The following is an 18936-nucleotide window of genomic DNA, read 5'->3' as shown; positions in this document are numbered from 1 at the left end:
CGCGGCGGCGGCGCCGCATCGAGGAGTCAACTGCATGCATACGCGAGCCGAAGAGCTCATCCGCGCGCTCAAGCTCGAGCCGCACATCGAAGGCGGCCACTACCGGCGCATCTACGAATCGTCGACACGTGTCGCCTACGGCGACAGCGCGCAGCGCGCCGTCGCGACATCGATCTATTTTCTGCTCGCCGCCGGCGAACTCAGCCGCTGGCACCGCGTCGACGCCGACGAGGTCTGGCACTTCTACGAAGGCCAGCCGCTGGAACTGCTGCGCTACGACCCCGCCGAAGACGTGCTGACGGTGCACACGCTCGGTCCGGCTTCGCGCGATTCGGCGCCGGTGTTCGTCGTGCCCGCGGGCATGTGGCAGGCGGCGCGGCCGCGCGGCGCCTACACGCTGGTCGGCTGCACGGTCGCCCCCGGCTACGAATACCGCGGCTTCGCGCTGCTCGATCAGGCAACCGAGGTCGCGCGGCGGCTCGGCGAGCTCGACGGCGAACTGCTGGATCTCGCCTGATGGCGCTCAGTGCGACGATCCACAAGATCGACCTGCAGGTCAGCGACATCGACCGGCACTACTACGCGACGCACGCGCTGACGCTCGCGCGCCATCCGTCGGAAACCGAGGAACGCCTGATGCTGCGCGTGCTCGCGTTCGCATTGAACGCGCACGAGGCGCTGGCCTTCGGCAAGGGACTCAGCGACACCGACGAGCCGGATCTGTGGCGCAAGGACCTGACCGGCGCGATCGAGCAGTGGATCGAGCTCGGACAACCCGACGAGCAGCGTCTGCGCCAGGCTGCCGGCCGCTCGCCCGACGTGCGCGTGTACGGTTACGGCCGCGCGGCACCGATCTGGTGGGACAAGCAGGCTGCCGCGCTGCAGCGCATCTGCCAGTTGCAGGTATACGAGGTCGACGCGGCGACCTGCAGTGCACTTGTCGCGATCGCCGCGCGCAAGCTCGACCTGCAATGCCTGATCCAGGACGGCGTCGTGCAGATCCTCGGCGACCACGGCACGATCGACGTCGGACTGGCGCGACGCCAATAGCGCTCAGTATTCGGCTACGGGTTCGCCGCCCGACAGCCGCATCGGCAGCTCGCCGCCCTTCGCCGGTTCGAGGCGTTCCGGCGAGACCACGAGACGCTCGTCCGTATCCGCGGCAGCGCGTACGAATACTGCGCCGTTCGCGCGCAGCACGGCGGTGTAGTGCTCGAACACGCTCTGCTCCAGCGTCGCGGCGAGGTCGAGCTCGCAGTCGGCGCCGTCGGCCCAGGCGAAATAGCGTTCCTCTCCCGAGTCCTCGTCCTGCTGCACGTCGAAGAAGTCGACGAGCCGCTGATGCGCGCGGCGCCCGGAACACGCCGGCGCATGATCGGGCACGATCTGGTAGACCGCCTCGGGCAGCACGGCGCCGATCAGCTCGCGCTTCCACTGCGCCGCAAGACGCGCGCGCGCCGGTCGCAGCTCGTCGGCGAACAGGCGGAAGCGGTCGATCATGTCGCGATCGCGCGTGCCGAGGTCGTCGTGCGTTCCGGGCTGCTCGATCGCACGCAGCGCGCCCGCCACCCAGTCGTCGACGCTCGTGAACTGCGCCGGCGCGTAGAGCGCGACCGCCGGATAGCGCTCGCCGGCGGCACCGACCACGAACGGCCCCAAGGTCCGCAATGCGTCGAGATAGGCGCGCGGCAAGCGGCGGCCGAGGGTCTTTTCGTAGGCATCGAGCGTCTCCGCCGGCGGCGGCGGCGCGACGCGCAGATCGGCGCTCGCATCCAGCGGCATGGCGGCGCGCGCCGCAGCGATCGCCTGTCGATACGCGGCAAGCAGTCCGCGCGTTGCGGAGGCAGCACGAAACTGCGCCTCGATGCCGTCGCGCGTCACGACGATCGCGCCGCGCCCGTGCAATACGCGCGTTTCGCCGGTCGTCATGCGCGCTTCGCCGCGCAGCTCGTATGCGTGAATACCGGGCGGCAGCTCCAGCGCGACCTGGCCGCGATTGCTGCGCGGCGTGCTGCGATCGAGATCGAGCGTCGCGACGCGCGCGCCGGCGATCCAGAGTTCGCTGCGCTCGCCGGTCTCGTCGCTGTCGAGTTCGGCCGCGAACGCGAACGCGGCCGCGCCGGCCTGCACCGCGGCGCTCGGTGCCGGCGGCTGGCGGCTGCGATCGAGGACGACCGGGAGCAACGTGCCGTCGTCGCCGTTGCTCGCGTCGAAGCCGCCGACGCTGGCGCCGTTCGTGCCCCAGCCGAACATCTGCCCGTCGCGCGTGCGCGCGAACGCGTTGTAGTCGCCGGCGAACAGCGCGTCGACATTCCTGCCGTCGAGCGCGGCGACGCGCCGCAGATCGCCTTCGAGTTCGTCGCCGCCGTCGCCGAGCGTGCCGTAGACGTTGCCGCCGCGCGCCCAGACGCTGCCGTCGCGCTTGAGCACGAGCGTGTAGTCGTCTCCGGCGGCAAGCGCTGCTGCATCGGCCAGACCGGCCAGACGCCGCGGCGCGACCGCCGTCAGATCGACGGCGGGCGAAGCGAGCTGGGCGGACTCGTTGACGCCCCAGCCCCAGACCGCGCCGGCGGCGTCGAGCGCGAGACCGTGAAAACGTCCGAGGCTGATCGCAGTGATGGTGTCGAGACCCGCGATGCGCAGCGGCTGCGCATGCGGCGGATCGGCGAAATCGAGCGGGCGCCAGCGGCCTTCCGCGCCGAGCAGTCCCCATCGCGCGCTGCCCATTCCCCAGACCGTGCCGTCGCCGCGCAGCACGATGCTGGTGTCGCCCTGCGCGGCGATCGCGACGGCATCGGGAATCGCGTCGACGACACGCGGCAGCCGCGCCTGCATGCGCGATTCGTTGCGCAGCGGACCGCTGCCGAGCTGACCGACGTCGTTGCTGCCGACGCTGCGCAGCTTGCCGTCACGGCCGATCGCGAGCAGATGAGAGCGCCCGAGCGCGACCGCGCGCACGGCGCCCAGCGCTTCGAAACGCCGCGGCCGGTGCGACGGCATCGCGCACTCTTCGGTCGTGCATGCAAGTTCGGCGAGTTCGCCCCAGAGCCAGAGCGTGCCATCGGCGTCGATCGCCGCGGCCGAATCGGACGCGTCGTGATTGATTGCGATGCTGACGATGCGCGACAGCCCCTCGATGCGTCGGAACGCCTTGCGCGGCCGCGTGTCGGTATCGCCGCGCACGGGCTCGGCGTCGCCGCTGGCCCAGACCGAACCGTCGGGCTGCAGCCAGAGCACCTGGCTGCCGGCCACGATCTGCGGCGTGGCTGCCGCGACGGCCGAGGCCGACAGGCAGAGCAACACCGTCGCAAGCATCCTGTACATGGCGATATTCGTCCTGAACTGCGCGAAGTATAGGCCACGCGCACGCCACCACTAGGACATCAGCGCCGCGATCCGCGCGTCCTTGTCGCGCCACAACGCGTTCATCCATTCCTGGACGCGCGCGCGAAACGCCGCGTCGTTCTCGTAGTCGCCGAGGCCGAATTCCTCGGGAATGTCGAGCCGGCGCACGTGCACGCGCACGTCGCGCACACGTCCGGCGAGAAAGTCGTACAGCGTCGGCCGTCCCTGCGGATAGACGAGAGTCACGTCCACGAGCGTGCGCAGCAGCGGCCGCATCGCCTGGATGACGAACGCGACGCCGCCGGCACGCGGCAGCAGCAGGTTGGCATACGGAGACTTCTGCTGCGCGTGCTTGGCCGGCGTGAAGCGCGTTCCCTCGACGAAGTTCATGACCGACACCGGCAGCTCGCGGAATTTCGCGCAGGCGCGTTGGGTCGCCTCGAGATCCTTGCCGCGCAGTTCGGGCCGGCGTTCGAGCTCCGCACGCGAGTAGCGGCGCATGAACGGGAAATCCAGCGCCCACCAGGCGAGGCCCAGCACCGGCACGAAGATCAGTTCGCGCTTCAGGAAGAACTTGAGCATCGGAATGCGCTCGGCGAACACGAGCTGCAGCAGCGGAATATCGACCCAGCTCTGGTGATTGCAGACGACGAGATACCAGCCGACACGCTGCAGGTCGGCAACGTCGCCGTGCACGTGCACCTGCGTCCCGGCCAGGCGGATCAGCCGGCTGTTGAATCCGACCCACTGCTGCGCGATCGCCACGAGCCAGATGCCGATGCGCCGGCGCCACGACGCGAACGGCAGCGCGGCCTTGAGCAACGCCAGCGCGAGCAGCGGCGCGGCATGCAGCGCGGTGCTGGTGCCGACGAACAGAAATGCGACGCCGGCGCGCAGCGGCGCGGGAAGCGAGCGAAGCATGGGCGGGATCCGGCCGGGCCTAAGGACCGCTCAGAATACGCAATTCGATGACCGCACTGAAGTTCCGCTCGCCGCCATCGCGCGGTCGGCGGCGGTCATTGCGCCTCCGTCAGGACTTTGCCGAGCCGCCGGGTCAGCGGGACGCGGACCTGACCGACCGCCGCGGGAGCCCGCGACTGGGTGGCGCCGCGCATGCCCGACTGCGCGAGCAGCCAGGCATGACGATCCGGCGGACAAAGTTCGGGGAGGTGCAGTCCGGCAATGCCGTGCACGAACAGCTCGCCAGGCACGTCGCCGTGACTGCGCATCTGTTCGTGGAGTTCGGCCAGCAGTCGATCGGCCTCGTCGTGCCGGCCTTCGCTGCGCAGCAGCGCGACGTCGAGACTGCGCAGGCGCTGCTGCGCGAACCAGTCGCCGGACTCGACGCGCGCCTCGACGAGCGCGAGTTCGCGGCGCGCATCGGTCAGGCGCGACTGCGCGAGGGCGATTTCGGCAGCGCCCATGCGCACGTCGATTTCCGTCGCCGCAAAACCCGAAGCGGCGACGGCCGGAAGCACCGAATCGACGAGTTCACGTGCGCGCTGTGCCTCGCCGATGCGCGAAAGAAGCGGCGCGATTTCCGCGACGAGCTGCCAGCGCTCGACTGCCGACGCCTGTCGCGCCGTCGCGTCCGCGAGGGCTCGCAGCGTCGACGTCGCGGCCGTCGTGTCGCCGGCAAGAATGGCCAGTTCCGCCAGATGCGCCTTTGCGGTCAGCGCATACATCGGCAGCTGCGGCGAACCGCAGGCGTTGGTCGCCGTCCGCGCGTCGGCAATGCGGCCGAGCCTCACCAATACGGAAGCGCGCACGCAGTCGAGTCCGGCAGCAACGGGCGGCAGCCCGCCCGCGTCGCCGAGGCGCAGCATTTCCTGCGTCGCGCCCAGCGTCGTCAGCGCGGCTTCGTACTCGCCGCGGCGATACTGGAGCTGCGACTCGGCCATGCCGACATTGAACGCCAGGCCGCCCTGCAGCGTCGCGTTCTTCAGGCCGCGAATGCGACGGTCGACCGCATCGAGGTCGCCGCGCCAGGAATCCAGGCCGAGCAGGTTCGCACTGATCTCCCGCTGCTGATAACGATCGCCGACCGACAGCGCGACGGCCTCGGCCTGATGGAGACGCTCGCCCGCGCGGCGCGTATCGCCGTTTCGCAGGTGCCACTGGCCGACGCGGCGCAGCGCATCGATCTCGGCCGAAGCGTTGCCGGCCGCGCGGGCCTCGGCCAGCAATTCGTCGAGCACATCGAGCTTCGCCGCATCGTCCTTCGCGTCGCGGATCCCGCGCATGAGTTTCGCGCGCAGCATGCCGATACGGTCGCCGGCAACCGTGAAGCCGGCGATCGCATCGTCGTACAGCGCGTCCTCGGCCGTGAGGCCGCTCCACGCCATGACGTCGATGAGCAGCAGCGTCGCGCGCGCGCGGTCGAGATCCCATCCGAGCGCCGTCGCCAGCTTGATCGCCTCGGCCGCGCTCGCGCGCGACCTGGCCAGATCGAGCGTCGCGAATTCGACCTCGGCACGTTCGAGCAGCCAGCACAGCGACAGACCCGGCGTGGTCGGAGACGCGCTGGAAATGCGCTCGAGTGCATCGCGGCTGCGACCGCCGCGGCGCAGATTGGTGACTTCATCCAGGCGCAGCCCGAGACGCTTCGCCGGACTGCGCTGCCACAGCTCGCCGAAGCGCGCCGCCGCGGCGAGATAATCCTGCCGGATCGCGAGCATGCGCGCCTCCTGCAGCGGCCGCATCGACTGCGGCAGGCGCTGCACCCAGCGCTCGGCGAGATCGAGCTCGGCCTGCGCCGCGTTGGACTGGCCCAGCTCGGCCAGCGCCATTGCCAGATGCAGGCGCGCGAAGCCGAAATCGGGCGCCGCTTCCAGCACCTGCCGATAGCGTTGCGCCGCCTCGTGCCAGCGGCCGCGCTGCTCGGCGACGAGCGCCTTCACGAGCACCGGCGCGGTCGCCGCGTCGAGCACGGCGAGCGACGGCAGTTCCGACACGGGAACCTCGGGCATGAAGCGCCTCACGACGCGGCGGCTGACCTCGTCGATCGTCGCCAGCAGTTGGTCGGGCGCGCTGCCGACGTCGAAATTCGCGTTGCGTCCGGCCTGGTGCAGGTGTGCCCGGACATGCCATTCGCCGTCGCGTCCGACCGGCATCGCCGCGCTCAGCAGGACGATGGTGTCGGCGCTCTCGCGCTGCGCACTCGGCGCGGTCAGCGTGATCCGGTCGGTACGCGTTTCGAGCTGCCACTCGATCCAGTTCTGCAGCAGCTCGGTCGGCCAGCGCATCTCGTCGTTGAGCGACACGTCGGGAACGGCGACGAGGGTCACGCGCGACGTCGACGGATAGAGCTGGCGCAAAGCAACCAGCAAGCCGCCCAGCGCAATCAGCAACACGGCGGCGATGGCGATCGCCCGGAATTTCCGTGCCGCGCCGCCGGCCGCCGCGACCGGCGCAACCGCCGCTTCGCGCACGGACTCGGCCGGCGCGACCGGCGCCGCCGGTTCGAGCCAGACCGGATCATTGGCGGGCACCGGCTCGAGTTCGCCCGGCGGATCGAATACGTACCCCTGCTTGGAAACGGTGCGGATCCAGCCCTTGGCGTCGTCGCCGAGTGCCTTGCGCAGCAGCCAGATCGAGGTCGTGATGTTGGCGTCTTCGACGACGACGCCGGCCCATACGCGGCGGAAGATTTCATCGCGCGTATGCAGCACGCGCGGTTCGCGCAGAAACAGCAGCAGCAGATCGAAGCAACGCTGGTTCAGTTCGTTGGTGACGCCTTCACGATGCACGCTGCGATAGCGCAGATCGAATTCCACATCTCCCAAACGCAGACGCTGCGCATTTTCGGGCCAGCAATCGCCGATCGCTTCTGACATCGTTTCCCCCAACCGCTACACACTACGGACGCGTCGCGTGGATCGCTTTCGGTGCGATTCGCGCATCCGTACATTGCAGTACGTCAAAAATGCTGCATCGAACTATCAGCACTCGAGTCGGGAGAAACAAGTAAAAAGCCGTGAACCCTGTAAAACTTTCCGCATCTCGAAGACCGTCGATACGCCTGGAAATCCGTGACGCGCTACGCATACCCGGCCTTAACTTGGCCGATTCCTTCGCTTGACCGATGGAATTTCACCAATTCGACCGATTCGATTGAAACACAACCGTAATAATTCGGCGTACGGATAAGGGAAACCGGTGTCTGCGCACATGTCGCTTTTTGCACAGACCGAAAAAGCTGTCGTTTCAACGCGCTGCCGTAGCGCGGAGGCGGCGGATCACTGCAGGCCGTCGGCAAACAGGCGGTCGGAGGCGCCGGCGAGTTCCGCCAGCACGGCCACGTTCGTCTTGAGGATCGCCGCGCCCATGGCCTGCGCATTGACGCCCATGTTTGCCGGCGTGTCCGTGCTGCGGTGGTAGTGCGGATAGTCGGCATAGTCCGAGTCGATCGCGAGCACGGTTTCCTTGTTCGCATTGAGGTACGGCATGTGGTCCGATCCGAACGGATTCGTGCTCAGCGTGATGTTCAGACCCGGCACATAGGCCGCCGCGGCGGCGCCGAAACGGTCGAGAAACGGCTGATAGGCCGCACGGCTTTCGTACAGGGCGTCGAGCGCGTCGTCGGCGCTGTAGCCGATCATGTCCATGATCACGACCGAGCCGACTTTCGCGATGTCGCCGCTGGACTGCAGCGCCTGTACGTGACGCGTGCTGCCGTAGAGTCCCTGTTCTTCGCCGGCATAGCAGATGAACAGCATCGAACGCCGTGGCTTGAACGGCAGCAGCGCACGTGCGACTTCGATGACGCCGGCGCAGCCGCTCGCGTTGTCTTCCGCGCCCGGCGTGTTCGTGACGGCGCTGCCGTTGCTGTTGCGCGAGTCGTAGTGGGCGCCGACGATGATCCATTCGTCCGGCAGCGCCGTGCCCGTCCACACGCCGACGACGTTCTGTCGCGTGATGCTTCCGCCGCTCGCCGACGGCATCGCAAAGTCCGGCGTCGTCGCGACAAGTCCGAGTCCCTGGAAACGCCCTTTGATCCAGTCGCGGGCGGCGTTGAGGCCGGTCGTGCCATAGCTCGACCGGTCCCAGCCGGCGAGCTGCGTGAGATCGGCGAACCAGCGTGTCGCGTCGATGCGCTCGACGATCGGCTGGATCAGTGGATCGGGCGCGACGCCTTCCGGCAGGTCGAGCCGGAACTGGCGCGCAAGGACGGCACTGGTTCCGACGCGACGCCAGATCTCGTGGCCGTCGGACGCCGGCAGCGCGGAACCGCGATCGAGCTGACGCAGCTGCCAGCGGCCGCTCTGCACGAGCAGGCGGCCCGGCGCCGCTTCGCCGGGATCGCAGCCGACCGCGCGCAGGGCCAGATCGCCGCGGTCGAGCGCATCGAATTCACCGAGCGACGGATGCCTGCCGGCCAGTTTTCCGATCGCGTCGCGCTCGCCGCCGATCACGAGCCGCGTGCCCATTTCGAGCCACCACTGCACGCCACTGTCCTGCTTCAGCGCGGCGACATCGGCGGCCGTGGCCGCACGGATGTCGACGACGGCGGCGCGTTCCTGCGGCACCGCGACCGGCAGCGCGAGCATCAGACCGAGTGCGGGCAGCAGCATGGAACGACTCCGGGGGCAGGCAACACGCCGAGTCTAGCCGGCCGTATCGGCCCGGAGTGCGACCGCACGCGCACGGCTGCGCACTCCCGTCGCCGGGACGGGCGTCGGAGCGACGTTGCAGCGCCGCGCGCGGCGGCAATGACGCTCGTCACGGATTTGCCGTATCCGGCGAATTGACGCCGCCGCCGGCGCACCTTGCCGCGCGCAGTTGGTATACAGCCGCACGACCGCAGCCGCCGCGCCGCGCTGTACCGCTCTTCTGACTTCCTGGAAATCCGCATGCTGCTGAAACTGTTCTCCACGATGGCCGCCACGGTCCTGCTCTGCTCGGCCGCGCAGGCCGCGACACCCGCGGAACCGGCCGACGCTCAGGCCGCCGTCGACGCCCTGCTCGATGCCGACCGCGCGTTCGCCGCGGCCAGCGCCAAGACCGACCCCGTCAGCGGCCTCGGCGCGATGTTCGCCGACGACGTCGTCATGCCCGTACCCGGACATCGCTTCGCGCGCGGCGTCGCCGAAGCCCGCGACTACCTGCGCAGCACGCCGGACTATCAGAAATCGCGCATCGACTGGACGCCGCAGCGCGGCGGCGTGTCCGGCGACGGCCAGCACGGATTCACTTTCGGCTACATGCGGCTCCACAAGCCCGACAACAGCGTGCAGCCGCTGAAATACCTCGCCTACTGGGTACGCCGCGACGGCCAGTGGCGCGTCGTCGTCTACAAGCGCAGCGGCGCGAAGACCGCGCCGGCTTCGACGGCGCCGATGCCGCCGGCGCTTCCGGCGCGGTTCGCGCGCGCGGCAGCCGACGCGACGCGCACGCAGGAATACGCACGCAGCCTCGACCAGGCCGAGCGCGCGTTTTCCGACGAGGCGCAGAAGATCGGCCTCGGCCCCGCATTCGCGAAATACGGCAGCAGCGATGCGATCAATCTCGGCGGCCCGGACAATGCCGAGGTCGTGCTGGGCGCCGACAACATCGCGGACGTCGTCGCCGCCGGCAGCCCGCCCGATTCAAGTCCGGTCACCTGGGCACCCGACGAAGTCATCGTCGCCGGCAGCGGCGATCTCGGCATCACGATCGGCTTCCTGCAGCCGAACGCCGCAGGCCCGGACGGCAGCCGCAAGCCGATTCCGTTCTTCACGATCTGGCGCCGCCCGGATACGTCCTCGCCGTGGCGCTACGTCGCAGAGTGAGGCGGCGGCGCACGCGCCGGGAAACGTGGAAGAGCGCGTGACGAGGAGCGAGAAACGAGTGGGAAGCGGGCCTCGCACCATTCTTTTCTCACGCCCGTGCACTCTTCCCTGATTCGAACCGCCGCCGCGCGGCGACCGCCTCCGAGTCACGTCACGGCCGCACGAGCCCCTTGCGCACCGCGATCATCGCGGCCTGGGTGCGATCGTTGATGCCCATCTTCTGCAGGATCTGGCTCACGTAGCCCTTGACCGTGCCTTCGGTCAGCGACAGTTCGCGCGCGATCGCCTTGTTGCTGAGCCCCTGCGCGATGAGCCGCAGCACCGACAGTTCGCGCGCGGTCAGCGCGACGCCGTCGTCGCCCGGCGCGCGCAGGCGCGCGACGAGCTGCCGCTGCACGGTCGAATGGAGCCACGGCACGCCGGCGGCGACCTGGCGCACCGCGGCGACGAGGTCGCTGCTCAACGCATCCTTCAGCAGATAGCCGGTCGCGCCGGCCGCGAGCACGTCGCGCACGAGACTGTCTTCGGCAAAGCTCGTGAACACGAGGATTTCGAGCGCCGGCCAGGCCGCGCGCAAGCCGCGGATGTTCTGTACCGGGTCGCTGTCGGGCATTTTCAGGTCGAGCACCGCGACGCGCGGGCGCAGCGCGGCGACCGCCGCGATCGCATCGCGCGCGTTCGCGAAATCGGCGACGACGTCGAGATCGCCTTCTTCCTCGAGCACTGCGCGCAGTCCTTCGCGCACGACCGAATGATCGTCGACGAGGATGACCGGAATGCGCGCGCTCACGGCTGCACCGGCGCGCGGTCGCGCCGCGGCAGCCGCACGCGCACCTCCGTGCCGCGCGGCGCGCGCGCGCGGATCAGCGCTTCGCCCGACAGCGCCGCGGCGCGCTCGCGCATGCTGCGGAAACCCATGCCGGGCACATGATCGGCGGCAACACCGGCGCCGTCGTCGGCGACGGTCAGCTCGCAATAGTCGTCGCGCACGGCCGCGGCGATCCAGAGCCGCTTGCCGCGCGAATGCCGCACCGCGTTCGACACGGCTTCCTGGCAGCAGCGCAGCAGCGCGGCCTCGGTCTCGATCTGCTGCGGTTCGTACTGGGCGAAATCCATGCGCAGCTCCAAGGTTTCGGGAACCATCGCGGTCAGCAGCTGATTCAGCGCGCCAGGCAGCGCGTGTTCGCGCAGCTGCTCCACGCAGATCACCGCGCGGCTGCGCCGCGAGCGCGTGACGACCGGTTCGGGCGGCTGCAGTTCGCGCAGCAGGTTGCGCATTTCCGCGTGCGCCGTGCGCGCGAGTTGATGCAGGCGCTCGACGCGGCGGCGTCCTTCGGCCGGATCGCGTTCCCAGACCGCCGACAGCGTCTGCGTCAGGAGGCCGATCGCCGAGAGGATCTGGGTCACGTTGTCGTGCAGCTCGCGGCCGAGGTTCTGCCGCTCGCGCAACACCGCGGCGTCGCGCGCGACGGCCGCAAGGCGCCGGTTGTGCACCGCGACCGCGAGAATGTCGGCGATGACTTCGAGACTGCCGAGATCGAGTTCGTCGAAGCGCTGATTGCCTTCGACGTTGAGCACGCCGAGCACTTCATCGCCGACCGACAGCGGGACGGCGAGTTCGGCGAGCGGCGGCGTCATGCCCGGCGGCGTGATGTAGCGCGGATCGGCGGCGACGTCGTTGACGAGCTGGCTGCAGCGTTCGCGCACGGCCGCGCCCATGATGCCGCGCGAGATCGGCACGCGATCCTCGCCGCGGATGCGCCGCTTGTAGTCGCCGCCGCGGATACGGATGACGAGCACGTCGCGCTGCTTCTCGTCGACCAGCGGAATATCCACATTTTCAAAGCCGAGCAGTTCGTGCACCGCGTCGGCGCTGCGCTGGAGCATCGCGTCGATGTCGTCCTCGGCCTGGATGATGCCGGCGACGTGCGCGATCAGGCGGAAGCGGTCGGTGCGGCGGCGCTCCTTCTGGTAGCGCTGCGCGTTCGTGATCGCGATCGCCGCGTGGCGCGCGAACAGCTCCAGCGCGGCGACGTCCTCGCGCTTGAAGCGCCGCGGCGGTGCGGCGCCGATGCCGAAGAAACCGATCAGTCGTCCCGACCAGAGGATCGGAATGCCGACGACCTGGTTGTCGGCGAGTTCGGGCAAGGTCAGCGAATCGAGATCGCCGTAGCGCAGCAGCGCGGTCCGGCCGGTAGCGAGCACGTGTCCGGCGAGGCCGACGCCGCGCGGCATCGTCGCGCCGAGTTCGCGCTCGGGCATGCGATAGACGGCGACCGTGCGTATCCAGTCGTGCTCGGCTTCGTACAGGCCGATCGTGCCGTCGTCGGCACCGATCAACTGGCAGGCGCCGGCGACGATGCGCGTCAGCAGCGGCTCGAGCGCGAGTTCCGATGAAATGTCTTCGACCAGACGCCAGAGCAGTCCGAGCTGACGCGACTGACCTTGCAGATCGGCGGCGAGCACAGTCATGCGACGAAACCGACGTGGTGACCGTCCGTTGCTTCAAGCGACTGCGGCGGACTGCGGTCGACGGAGTACCGGTCCCGACGCGCATAGTAGCCCAAGCGCAAAGGCGGCCGGACTCGCCTCGGAAGTCCGCATCCGTTCCACGTTCCTCGTCGCCGGTTCGCCGGCATTTCGGCCGCGCGCCTGCGCGTCGGGCCCGGTCACGCCTTCGATCAGGGAGTTCTCATGAAAACGCAGCGACGTTCCGCCCGTTCCCTCGCCACCGCGCTGTTCGGCATTGCCGCGGCGCTCGCGTTCGCACCGGCCTTCGCGCAGCAGGGCACGCCGAAGAAGACCACGGGCAGCCACATCGTCCGCGGCGAAAAGTCCGCCGACGACGTGCGGCTCGAGGAAGTCGAAGTCATGCTCGGCACCGTGCGCGACGCGAAGGAGCGCGCCCGCGAAGCGCGCGACGAACGCTCGGGCGCGCCGGAGCTGCCGGCACGCGACGGCAACGCGTTCCTCGACGACGCGGCCGCGCAGCAGCCGCGCTGATGCACCCGGCGACGTCTGCCGTCGCCGTCGTCCTTGTGCTGACGGCGTTCGCGCCGTCGGCGTCGGCGCAACGCCGCGTCGCCGCGATCGAACACGACGGTGTGCGCTACGGCGAAGCGGTCTTCGCGCGCGAGGAATCCGACGGCATCGTGCGCACGCAGGAAACCGCGCGCATCGGCGTGCGCACCATGAATGCGCGCGAATGGCGGTCCTACGAACAACGCAGCAGCGAGCGCAGCGACGGCACGCCGCTGTCGCTGTGGCAGCGCGCGGCAGCGGGTCCGTCCGCGTGGACGGCCGAAGCGCGCATCGACGGCGAGCGCATCGAACTGCGTCGCCGCGAAGGTCTGCGCGTGCAGCGAACGACGCTGGCGACACCGCCCGATCTGCTCGTGGACGCGGGCCTGCAACGGCGCATCGCGGCCCAACCCGCGGGCCAGCCGTGGGCTTTTTCCTACAGCGAAGTCGATCTGTCCGCAGCGCGCATTACCGCGGTGCGCCTGAGCAGCAGCGGCGTGGCGATCGGCGATCGTCTCGAATTGCTGCGCGAATCCGACGCCGGCGACGGTCGCTCGCGCCGCACGCTGTACTGGTCGCTGTCGCAGCAGCGGCTGCTGCCGGCCTGGAATCTCGCCGGCGCGCGTTTCGACAGCCGCGCCTGCGACACGGACTGCGCGGACGCCGAGATACAGCACTTCGACCTGCTGGCCGGCCTGACCGTCGCGTCGCCCTATCACGTGCCGGCGGGCGTCCGTCGCCGCACGCTGCGCTATGTCTTCGAATCCGCCGACGGCGCCGCACCCGAACTGCCGGGCACCGGGGAGCAGGCCGTCGTTCGCCGTGGCAACCGCAGCGTCGTGACGATCTGCGCCGACTGCGGCGACGAGCCGGCGCCCGACGCGGCGACACTCGCGCGCTATCGTGCCGCGAACGCCTGGGTGCAGAGCGATCATCCGAACCTGCGCTCGCTCGCGCGCAACGCCGCCGCGTTCGGCACGACCGAGGCGCGCATGAACAGGCTCGTGCGCTTCGTGCAGGGCTACATGACCGGCGGCCGCCAGACGCTCGGCTATGCGAGCGCCCTGCAGGCCGCCGAGACGCGCAGCGGCGACTGCACCGAATTCGCCGTGCTGCTCGCCGCCTTGGCGCGCGCGCAGCAACTGCCCGCGCGCGTCGTCGGCGGCCTGCTCTATTCCAGCCGCTTCACCGGAAAACGCGACGTGTTCAGCCCGCATGCCTGGGTGCAGGTCTGGAACGGCTCGCGCTGGGTCAGCTTCGACGCTGGCGTCGGCGATTTCGATTCCACGCACATCGTGCTCGCGATCGGCGACGGCTCCGTCGGCGACTACGCCGGCGTGCTCGAACGCGTGCGCGCGCTGCGCCTTGTCGCCGCGGCAGAGATCCGCAGCGCGCAATAAGCGAAGTCCGCGAAAGCTGCAAAAGGAACTGACACGGCAAGAGACGCCGCGGCGCAATAAGCGCAGCGCATAGCGCCAGCCCCGTCCACGAAAGCGACAACGCCCAGCGTCACCGCGCGCCAATCCCGAACGGATCGTCGATCGAGTGTGCCGGCTGCGTGAACCAGCGCGGCCCCTGCACCGTCATGTAGAAATGATCTTCGTGACGGATGCCGAATTCTCCCGGCACGCAGATCATCGGCTCGTTGCTGAAGCACATGCCCGGCGCGAGCGGCGTGCGGTCGCCGCCGACGAGATACGGCCACTCGTGGATGTCGAGGCCGATGCCGTGGCCGGTGCGGTGCGGCAGGCCCGGCAATGCATACCCCGGACCGAATCCGTTCGCTTCGAGACTCGCGCGCGCGGCCTGATCGACGCTCTCGCACGACGCGCCGATGCGTGCCGCCGCGAACGCCGCGGCCTGCGCGGTCTTTTCCGCTTCCCAGACCGCGCGCTGCCGCGCGCTCGGCGTGCCGAACACATAGCTGCGCGTGATGTCCGACATATAGCCATGCACGAGACAGCCCGTGTCGATGAGCACGACTTCGTCGCGGGCGAGCGGCTTGGGCTGCTTCACGCCATGCGGAAACGCGCTGTCGGCGCCGAACAGCACGATGCAGAAATACGAACCGGCCGCACCGACCTTGCGATGCGCGGCATCGACGAACGCGTCGACCTCGGCCGCAGTGATGCCTTCGTGCAGCATGCTCGCGGTCGCGCGATGCACGGCCAGCGTCATGTCGTGCGCGCGCTGCATCAGCGCGATCTCGTTGTCGGATTTGCGCATGCGGCAGGCGGCGGTGACCGGCTTCGCGTTGACGTACGTCCAGTCGCCGCCGGCTTCGCGCAGGCCGTCGACGACGAAGAACGGCGTGCTCTCGCAGAGACCCGCGCGGCGGCCGAGCGCCGGATCGAGCGCTTCGAGACGCTGCCGCAGCAGCGTGTACGGATTTTCGTGCTCGTGCCAGGTGCGGATCGCGCCGGGCAGCACCTGATAGCCCCGGATCGTGCCTTCCTCGAACGCCGGCGCGAGGTATTCGATCTCGCCCTGCGCCGGCAGCAACGCGCCGACGAGCCGTTCGCTGCCGCGCCAGACCAGACCCGTGAAATAGCGCAGGCTCGTGCCCGCATGCAGATACAGCGCAGCGATGCCCTGCTCGCGCATCAGCGCCTGCGCGCGCGCGATGCGCTCGCGGTATTCCGGCAACGCGATCGGCGCGACGCCGTCGAGCATGGGCGCGAGGCTTGCCAGCGCGGCCTCGCGCGAGGTTCCGCCGATACCGAGACTCATGGATATTCCCCGGGGACGCCGCCGACGCGGCGGCGCGAAATAATTACGTCGGACTAAAATTTTAGTCAAGCTTAAATCGATTCGGCATATCGCCGGAATGAAGCGCGCCCGCGCCATCGGTCGCTGGCGAGCGGACTCGCACGCACGCTACCTTAGGCGTCGGGGGAAGACCGGAGGTGGAGGCAGCATGGAGCAACTCGGCGAACGCCTGCGCCGCTACCGGCGCGAGGCGCACAAGACGCTGCTCGACGTCGCGAGCGAGGCCGGGCTGTCGGTCGGTTTTCTGTCGCAGGCCGAGCGCAATCTCTCCGGCGTGTCGCTGTCGTCGCTCGCGAACATCGCCCGGGCCCTGAACGTGCCGCTGCGCCTGCTCATCGACCAGCCCGAACAGCGCTCGCCCGATTCGCGCGAAGGCCATCGCCGCCGCTATTCGACGATCGACCGCGGGCAGACCTACGAACGTCTTTCGAGTTCGTTCCCGGGCAGCCAGATCAACGCCGTGCGAATGTGCCTGCCGGTCGGCTACGTGTCGGAATCGGTGACCCACGGCGGCGACGAATTCGTCTATGTGCTGAGCGGTGCCGTGCGCTACTGCGTCGCCGGCGTCGACTATCCGCTGGAGAGCGGCGACTCGCTGCACTTCGACGGCCGCCACCAGCATTTCCTCGCGAACACCGGTGCGACGCCGGCCGAAGTCGTCTCGGTCGGCACGCTGCCGATCTTCGACGACCAGGCCGACGCGTGACGCCGCCATTTTCCTTTTTACCGGCTTCCCGATGACGCCTTCCGCCCTGCTGCGCCGCCATCCGTCGGCCCTGCTGCTCGCGATGCAGCTGCTGAGCCTCGTGCTGTATCCGCTGATCGACGACAACGAGAGCGGCCGCATGCTGTTCGGCGCGATCGGCGTCGTCGCGGTATCGCTGTCGGTCTGGGTCGTCGACCGCAGCCCGGCGCGCACCTGGATCGCGCTGCTGCTCGCCGTACCCGCGGTGGTGCTGACCGTTTCGGCGATCTTCACCGGCAGCGCGAAGCTGCTCGTCGCCTCGGCCGTGCTCGAATCGATGCTGTATTTCTACGCCGCCGGAAGCCTCATCGCCTACATGATGCACGACCACCGCGTGACGACCGACGAATACTTCGCCGCCGGCGCGACGTTCACGCTGCTGGCCTGGGGCTTCGCCTACGCCTTCTTCGTCTGCCAGTCCTGGTATCCCGACAGCTTCACCGGCCTGCGAGCGCCGGCCGAACCGCGGCGCTGGATGGAACTGCTGTTCCTGAGCTTCACGACGCTGTCGGGTGTGGGCATCGGCGACGTGATTCCGCTCGGCATGCCGGCGCGCGCGCTGGTCATGCTCGAACAGTTCGCCGGCATCGGCTACATCGCCGTCGTCGTGTCGCGGCTGATCGGACTCGGCATGCTCCGCGTCGCGCGGAGCAGGATCGAGGATTGAGTCATTCGAACGCGTGCGGATCCACGATCGTCGCGGCCAGGCTGAACAGGAACAGCGCCCAGAACAGGCCGCCGGCAATCATCCACGCGACGTTCGCGGCCGTCAGTGACGCATTGGTGCTGCCGCCTTCGTCGCCTTCGGCCCGATTGACCCGCCACTACTGAAATGTCAACACGTACAGACGTATAAACTTGCGCAGCGCCGCGACATAGAACGCGCGCTTGTGCGCCGGCATTTCCTCGACATCCTCCACGCGCGCCGCAGGCGGCGCGTACACGTCCCCGGTCATCGTCCATTCCCCTGTTGCCGGGCGGTCCGACCAGGAAACCGGCGCCGACCATACCGCAGCGTCAACGCACGCGCGGGATACGCGTTGCAGCAGCATGATCGCCCTCGCACCGCGCGATCGCCGCCCTGACCGACGAGACGCCGACATGAACTTTCGCTCCCGCATTCCCGCCGCACTGCGCCGCCGTGCCGGCGCCGCCGTGCTGACGCTGTTGGGTACCACGACCGTCCGCGCCGATTGCGATTTCTCGCCGCTCGACACCGCGATGCAGGAACTGCTGCAGACGACCGGTCTTTCGGGCGGCGCGGTTCTCGTCGGTCGCCGCGACGGCGTGCTGCACGAGCAGTATTTCGGCGACTACACGGCAGATACCGTCGTCGCGATCGCCTCGGCGACGAAGCTGCTGTCGGCGACGCGCATCGCACAGCTGTCCGCGCGCGGCACGCTCGCGCTCGATGCGCCGGTTTCCTCGGTGCTGCCGCAGTTCACCGGCACGAAAGGCCAGATGACGCTGCGCCAGATGTTTTCGCACACGGCGGGCTATGGCGACGACGAGGACAGTCCGGTGCTGCGCACGAACCAGCCGTCGCTGGCTGCAGCGGTCGACACGGTCGCCTGCTGCGTCGCGATGCCGAACGGCTGGACGCCCGGCGCCCAGTTCGCCTATGGCGGAATATCCATGCACGTCGGCGGACGCATGGCCGAAGTCGCGACGGGCCAGGACTGGCAGCAGGGCTGGAACGCGGCGATCGGCGTGCCGCTGGGCATCACCACGATCGACTGGCAGGGGCTCGGCGCGACCAGCAACTACCGCATCAGCGGCGGCGCGCGCTCGAACCTGCGCGACTACGGCCGGCTGCTGCAGATGCTCGTCAACGACGGCGTCGGCAACGGCCGCCGCGTGCTCGATATCGCCGCGCTGCCGCCGCTGTTCGCCGACAACGTCGGCGGCCTGCCGATTGCCTATGCGCCGCCGAGCGCGCCGCCGCCGGGCCAGTTGCGCTACGCGCTCGGCAACTGGATCGAATCCCTGCCCGACGCGAACGGCCTCGCGACGCATTCGAGCCTAGGCGCGTTCGGCTTCTTTCCGTGGATCGATCGTCCGCGCGGACTCTACGGCGTCTTCATGATCCGCGGCGGCGCGAACATCAACGCAACTGCGCGGCCGGTCTATCTGCAGATGCTCGGTGAGGCGCGCGCGCTCGTCGACGGCGGCGCCTGCGTCACCGTCGAGATCAGCGATGCGATCCTGCGCGACGGCTTCGACTGACGACGGCGTCGACTGAAGCCGGTTTCGACCGATGCGCGCCACGCGCTACGCTGGCGGCCC

At 69.2% G+C, this 18936-nt stretch carries 16 protein-coding genes; 8 read left to right on the top strand and 8 right to left on the bottom strand.

Annotated elements, in window-relative coordinates; genetic code table 11:
- Positions 1-34 precede the first annotated feature (34 nt).
- Positions 35-517: a cupin domain-containing protein gene (locus tag VLF18_RS22465; protein WP_325281864.1), complete on the top strand. Its 483-nt coding sequence runs from the start codon at positions 35-37 to the stop codon at positions 515-517.
- Positions 517-1050, top strand: a complete 534-nt coding sequence (locus VLF18_RS22460; RefSeq protein ID WP_325281863.1) for a YaeQ family protein — start codon at positions 517-519, stop codon at positions 1048-1050. Before VLF18_RS22465 ends, VLF18_RS22460 begins: the two co-directional genes overlap by 1 nt.
- 3 nt (positions 1051-1053) lie before the next feature.
- Here VLF18_RS22460 and VLF18_RS22455 read toward each other — a convergent pair whose 3' ends face one another.
- From VLF18_RS22455 to VLF18_RS22440, 4 genes are all read right to left on the bottom strand, one after another.
- On the bottom strand, positions 1054-3324 hold the full coding sequence (locus VLF18_RS22455; protein ID WP_325281862.1) for a hypothetical protein: 2271 nt from the start codon (positions 3322-3324) through the stop codon (positions 1054-1056).
- A gap of 51 nt (positions 3325-3375) precedes the next feature.
- Complete coding sequence (locus VLF18_RS22450; RefSeq protein WP_325281861.1) at positions 3376-4266, bottom strand: acyltransferase; 891 nt, start codon at positions 4264-4266, stop codon at positions 3376-3378.
- A 95-nt stretch (positions 4267-4361) separates the two neighbouring features.
- Positions 4362-7181, bottom strand: a complete 2820-nt coding sequence (locus tag VLF18_RS22445) for a winged helix-turn-helix domain-containing protein (protein ID WP_325281860.1) — start codon at positions 7179-7181, stop codon at positions 4362-4364.
- A gap of 402 nt (positions 7182-7583) precedes the next feature.
- On the bottom strand, positions 7584-8918 hold the full coding sequence (locus tag VLF18_RS22440) for a M28 family metallopeptidase (RefSeq protein ID WP_325281859.1): 1335 nt from the start codon (positions 8916-8918) through the stop codon (positions 7584-7586).
- 279 nt (positions 8919-9197) lie between these two features.
- Between VLF18_RS22440 and VLF18_RS22435 the strand changes: the two genes are divergently transcribed.
- The gene (locus tag VLF18_RS22435; protein ID WP_325281858.1) at positions 9198-10115 is read left to right on the top strand and encodes a nuclear transport factor 2 family protein; all 918 of its coding nucleotides are present in this window, start codon (positions 9198-9200) and stop codon (positions 10113-10115) included.
- 151 nt (positions 10116-10266) lie between these two features.
- Here VLF18_RS22435 and VLF18_RS22430 read toward each other — a convergent pair whose 3' ends face one another.
- Both VLF18_RS22430 and VLF18_RS22425 read right to left on the bottom strand, forming a co-directional pair.
- Positions 10267-10905 carry a response regulator transcription factor gene (locus VLF18_RS22430; protein ID WP_325281857.1) on the bottom strand — a complete coding sequence of 213 codons (639 nt, stop codon included), beginning with the start codon at positions 10903-10905 and terminating at the stop codon, positions 10267-10269.
- On the bottom strand, positions 10902-12587 hold the full coding sequence (locus VLF18_RS22425; RefSeq protein WP_325281856.1) for a GAF domain-containing protein: 1686 nt from the start codon (positions 12585-12587) through the stop codon (positions 10902-10904). Before VLF18_RS22425 ends, VLF18_RS22430 begins: the two co-directional genes overlap by 4 nt.
- Before the next feature lie 222 nt (positions 12588-12809).
- Between VLF18_RS22425 and VLF18_RS22420 the strand changes: the two genes are divergently transcribed.
- Both VLF18_RS22420 and VLF18_RS22415 read left to right on the top strand, forming a co-directional pair.
- Positions 12810-13118 carry a hypothetical protein gene (locus tag VLF18_RS22420; RefSeq protein ID WP_325281855.1) on the top strand — a complete coding sequence of 103 codons (309 nt, stop codon included), beginning with the start codon at positions 12810-12812 and terminating at the stop codon, positions 13116-13118.
- Positions 13118-14536 (top strand): transglutaminase-like domain-containing protein, encoded by a 1419-nt coding sequence (locus tag VLF18_RS22415; protein ID WP_325281854.1) that lies wholly within the window; start codon positions 13118-13120, stop codon positions 14534-14536. Before VLF18_RS22420 ends, VLF18_RS22415 begins: the two co-directional genes overlap by 1 nt.
- Positions 14537-14645: 109 nt before the next feature.
- Here the strand turns inward: VLF18_RS22415 and VLF18_RS22410 are convergent, their stop codons facing one another.
- Entirely contained in the window at positions 14646-15866 is a 1221-nt protein-coding gene (locus tag VLF18_RS22410; RefSeq protein WP_325281853.1) for a Xaa-Pro peptidase family protein, read from the bottom strand.
- Between the two features lie 187 nt (positions 15867-16053).
- Between VLF18_RS22410 and VLF18_RS22405 the strand changes: the two genes are divergently transcribed.
- On the top strand, positions 16054-16611 hold the full coding sequence (locus VLF18_RS22405) for an XRE family transcriptional regulator (protein ID WP_325281852.1): 558 nt from the start codon (positions 16054-16056) through the stop codon (positions 16609-16611).
- 31 nt (positions 16612-16642) lie between these two features.
- Positions 16643-17317 carry a potassium channel family protein gene (locus VLF18_RS22400; RefSeq protein WP_325281851.1) on the top strand — a complete coding sequence of 225 codons (675 nt, stop codon included), beginning with the start codon at positions 16643-16645 and terminating at the stop codon, positions 17315-17317.
- A gap of 157 nt (positions 17318-17474) precedes the next feature.
- Here the strand turns inward: VLF18_RS22400 and VLF18_RS22395 are convergent, their stop codons facing one another.
- Positions 17475-17702, bottom strand: coding sequence for a hypothetical protein (locus tag VLF18_RS22395; protein WP_325281850.1), 228 nt, complete (start codon positions 17700-17702; stop codon positions 17475-17477).
- Between the two features lie 49 nt (positions 17703-17751).
- On the opposite strand from VLF18_RS22395, the gene VLF18_RS22390 reads away from it, so the two are divergent.
- Positions 17752-18876: a serine hydrolase domain-containing protein gene (locus VLF18_RS22390; protein WP_325281849.1), complete on the top strand. Its 1125-nt coding sequence runs from the start codon at positions 17752-17754 to the stop codon at positions 18874-18876.
- The last annotated feature ends 60 nt before the right edge of the window (positions 18877-18936 follow it).

This window comes from Tahibacter sp. (genome assembly GCF_035481375.1).
In the GTDB taxonomy this organism is placed as follows: domain Bacteria; phylum Pseudomonadota; class Gammaproteobacteria; order Xanthomonadales; family Rhodanobacteraceae; genus Tahibacter.
Note: the sequence above shows the minus strand (reverse complement) of the source record. Positions and strands in the feature narration are given on the sequence as shown.